The 4,015-nt window shown below is 71.1% G+C and carries 4 protein-coding genes; 2 read left to right on the forward strand and 2 right to left on the reverse strand.

The annotated features are described in order from the left end of the window. Both ABT085_RS44670 and ABT085_RS44675 read right to left on the reverse strand, forming a co-directional pair. On the reverse strand, positions 1–443 hold a 443-nt coding region (locus tag ABT085_RS44670; RefSeq protein WP_351622477.1), incomplete at its 3' end, for an ATP-binding protein. Between the two features lie 12 nt (positions 444–455). Next, the gene (locus tag ABT085_RS44675) at positions 456–1,133 is read right to left on the reverse strand and encodes a Mu transposase domain-containing protein (RefSeq protein WP_351622480.1); all 678 of its coding nucleotides are present in this window, start codon (positions 1,131–1,133) and stop codon (positions 456–458) included. Between the two features lie 217 nt (positions 1,134–1,350). Here ABT085_RS44675 and ABT085_RS44680 point away from each other — a divergent pair, with 217 nt between their 5' ends. Further along, positions 1,351–1,833 carry a hypothetical protein gene (locus ABT085_RS44680; RefSeq protein ID WP_351622483.1) on the forward strand — a complete coding sequence of 161 codons (483 nt, stop codon included), beginning with the start codon at positions 1,351–1,353 and terminating at the stop codon, positions 1,831–1,833. A 114-nt stretch (positions 1,834–1,947) separates the two neighbouring features. After that, the gene (locus ABT085_RS44685) at positions 1,948–3,726 is read left to right on the forward strand and encodes a S8 family serine peptidase (RefSeq protein ID WP_351622486.1); all 1,779 of its coding nucleotides are present in this window, start codon (positions 1,948–1,950) and stop codon (positions 3,724–3,726) included. The last annotated feature ends 289 nt before the right edge of the window (positions 3,727–4,015 follow it).

The following is a 4,015-nucleotide window of genomic DNA, read 5'->3' on the forward strand; positions in this document are numbered from 1 at the left end:
GTCGCCAGGACGTACTTGACCCGGAAGCCAGCCATCGCGGCCTCGGTGCCCAGCGCGATCAGCAAGTGCGACTTGCCGGTCCCCGAGTCGCCGATCAGACACAGCGGCAGCCCCTTGCGGACCCAGTCGCACGAGGCCAGAGTGTGGACAGCCGCCGGGTCGATGGCGGAGTTCGCCTCGAAGTCGAACGTGCGCAGTGCCTTTTCGCGGGGGAAGCCCGCGGCTTTGATCCGGCGCTCGGAGCGGCGGCGGTTACGGGCGTCGCACTCGGCCATCAGCAGCTCGGCCAGGAACCCGCGATAGGTCATCTGGTCGCGGGCCGCGGCATCGGCGAGCTCGGAAAACTGGCTCCGCATGGTGGGCAGGCGCAGGTTGCGGCAGTCCGCGTCGATCGCCGCGTCGGCTGCGGGCTCGGTCAGACCACGGGGACGAGTGAAGCTCATGGCGGGACTCCATTAACTGGTGGGACGCTCGGCCGGAGGCCAGGTGTGACGAAGGAGCTGGTCGTAGGCTGCCACCGCGGGCAGCGGCCTGGGGTCCGGGGGCAGAGCAGCGAGCCTGCGCGCGGTCAGTGACACCACCGGAGAAGCGATATGACCCAGCGCCGTGTCCGGGCCCGGCTCGCCAGGAGTTTCGCGTTCGGCGGCCAGGCAGGCTTCCAGGGCCACCGCGTCTGCGGTCAGGGCGCCGGCCCGCAGGGCGGCGACGATCCCGGCGACGACGTGGTCGTGGCTCGTGTGCCGGTGCAACAGCAGAACCTCGATCAATGCACGGGTCCCGGCCGCGTCGCCGTGTGCGTGGCGGGCAGCCTCCCACCAGGCGTCGTGCACGGGGGTGAACTTCCCTGCCGCGCGGGCCTGCTCCAGTGCGGTCGCCCCGGGCAGCGCGCCCGGCTTGCGCAGCAGCCCTTCCAGGTAGTGGTCCAGGTCCAGGCGGCTCCCGCCGCGTGTGACGAGGCGCTCGTGGCGGGCGACTTCGGCGCGGCCGTCGTAGACCACTACCTCGGAGGCGTGCAGCAGGACGCGGACCTGGCGGCCGATCAGCCGTACCGGCATTGAGTAGTGGTTCTGCCGCACGGTGATCTGCGCGTAGCGGTCCACCTGCGGGGTCAGGAGCCGCCCGGCCTGCGTCACCTGCCGCCGCGCGCCTGCGGCCGCCGCCGTGGGGCAGCCTGTCGCGGCAGCGACGGCTCACCGCTCGCCGGATCCGATCGGGGGACTCCCCCGCTCTGAACGGCTCGCCCGATGGTGACCATGACGTCGCCGACCTAGCCTCGGGTCGTCGGAATAATTCCGAAATGGCCGCATAGTCTTCTATGTCGGCTTCCCTTTGGCGTCGAACGGAGCTTTCATGTCGGTGATGACCGGTGCCCAGCCCCTGCAGCAGTTCGGTCAGCAGGCCGGTGGTACGCAGCAGATCGGCGGTTCGCAGCAGCTCGCGCAGGTGGTCCAGCAGGCGATCCAGCAGGCCTGCCAGCAGGCCAGCCAACAGATCGCACAGCGGATGCAGCAGACGCTGCAGCAGATCCAGCAGGTCCAGCAGCAGCTGCAGCAGCAGGGCCTGGCTCAGCAGGCCCACCCGTACCTGGCCCTGGCGCTGCACCACACGCTGCACGCGGGGGTCCGCAGCGCGGTGGAGCAGTCCGTGCAGCAGGCGCTGCCGACCGCGATCCTGACCCTGGTGCAGCAGAGCCAGCAGCAGAGCCAGCAGCAGGGTCAGCAGCAGTGGGGCGGCGGCTTCGGCCAGCAGCCGTTCGGCCAGCCGTACCAGCAGCAGTACCAGCAGCCCGGCTTCGGCCCCGGCTTTATGGGGCAGCCCTTCGGCCTCGGCTGATCCCATCACCATGGGATGCGGTGTGCTCAGGATCCTTGTCCCGGGCACGCCGCATCGCCGTGCAGACGGGAGCAGCCCGTCATCAGCAGCGCAGGAACGAAGTGGAACGTAGGCGTGAAGGTGGACGTGATGGTCGAGGACAAGCCCGGCAGCAGGACGCGCAACAGCCGCCGCAGCGCATCCGAGGGCGCGGGAGCCGGCGGCGGGCCAGCCCCCGGGGACAAGGAGCAAAAGCGGACGGCGCCACAGGAGAAGAACGCACCGTCACCGGTCGTGGTGCAGCCGCGCCGGCAGCGCTACATGATCACGCCGCTGCCGCAGCAGCTGCTCCCGCCGGGATTCGCCGAACTGAGCATGGACGCGGTGTGTGACCGGCTCGAGGGCATGCCCGATGTCACCGTGATCCGCCGGCTGCAGCCGTCACAGAAGCCGCAGGCTACCGGCACGCGACCGTCCTGCCCCCAGATCGCGGTCGTCGAAGCCACCGAGGCCCAGCTGCCGGCCATGCGGACACTGCACGTGCACATCGAACCCGACCTGCCGCTGGCCGACACCGCCTCCCCCGCCGTCACACCGGCTCCGGGAATGCTGCCGCTGCCCGATCCCGGGCTGGTCGTGCCGCTGGAGAAGCCGGTGGAGATCTCCCTGCGGGTCTGCGGGCCGGACGGCGAGCCGCTGGCCAAAGCGGGAGTGTTCCTGATCGGAACGGCCTGGCCGGCCCAGGGTGTCACCGCCGCCGACGGCACGGTCACCCTCACCCTGGCCGCCGGGACCGAACAGTGCGTCCAGTCCCTGTACGTCCGGCCCCGAGCCGGCTACACCGACCGCTGGATCCACCGTCCCGACCTGTCTGCAGCACGGGAGAACATCGTCAGCCTCACCCCGCTCGCCAAGGCATACCCGGAGCTGGAAGAACGCCAGCAGTACGGCTGGGGCCAGCAGGCCATGCGGCTGGACCGACTGCCCCCCACGTTCCGCGGCTTCGGCATCAAGATCGCGGTCATCGGTACGGGCGTCAGCACCGACCACCCCGATCTGAAGCAGCGGGCGCGCTCCGGAGTCGATGTCGTTCGCCGCACCCAGGAGGGCTGGGCACACGACCCGGTCGGCAGCGGCACGCACGCGGCCGGGATCATCGCCGGCGCGGACACCGGCCAGGGCATCGTCGGGATCGCGGTCGACGCCGAGCTCGACGTCTGCCAGGTACTGCCCGACGGCCACTTCAGCGACCTGATCGACGCCCTCGACCACTGCATCGAACACGAAGCCGACATCGCCCACATCGCGATCGCATCCCCCTACCCATCGGCGCTGGTCTCCCGCAAACTCGCCGACGCCACGGCGGCGGGCATCGCATGCATCGCCCCGGCAGGCGACACCGCAGGACCGGTCGCCTTTCCCGCCTGCCTGCCCACCGTGTTCGCCGTCGGCGCCCTGGGAGCCCTCGGCACCTACCCGCCCGACACCTCCCACGCCACCCACACCGGACCGCAGCTGAGCCCGGAAGGTCTCTTCGCCGCCCCCTTCAGCTGCTGCGGTCCCGGCGTCGACGCAGCCGCCCCCGGTGTGGCGGTCCTCTCCTGCGCGCCGGAGGGCGGCTACACGGCCCTCGACGGCACCGGCACAGCCGCGGCCCACATGGCCGGACTCGCCGCCCTCGTCCTCGCCCACCACGAGGACTTCCACGGCCGGCTGCTGCCCCGCGGACCCGGCCGGGTCCAGCACCTGTTCGACATCATCACCGCCAGCTGCCACCCACTGGCCGCCCCCGGCACGGCAGACGCCGCCCGCACCGGACACGGACTGCCCGACGCACTCCTCGCCCTCGGCCTGGCCCCCGCAATCCAGCTCGCCCCGGCCCTGTTCCCCTTCGCTGCCTCCATGACCGCATAGGCCGTTGCTGAGTCCGTAGTCAGGTCTCAGCATTCCGGGCATTTCGGCTCGGAAGGTCCGTCTCGTCACCTGAGCGTCAGGGGCTCGGCTTGAGTGTGGTCTCTCGTTTCTGTCTGCTGCTGGTGCGGCAGGGTTGCGCCACCTGCCCGCCCCGCCTCCGTCGTACGGCGGGGGCGGGTGGTGTGGGTCTTACGTTCGGCTCCGCGAGGCTTCGACACCGCCGGGGCGGTGTCCTGGTCTCCGGCCACTCCGGTACCAGTGATGCAGGCTGCCGCGAGGGCGGCGAGGT

The sequence above is a fragment of the Streptomyces sp. NPDC002265 genome, assembly GCF_040296125.1.
Classification (GTDB): Bacteria; Actinomycetota; Actinomycetes; order Streptomycetales; family Streptomycetaceae; genus Streptomyces.

Bases quoted from the DNA above. Each gene is read 5' to 3' on its own strand.
- ABT085_RS44680 (WP_351622483.1), top strand. From the start codon at position 1,351: ATGTCGGTGATGACCGGTGCCCAGCCCCTGCAGCAGTTCGGTCAGCAG.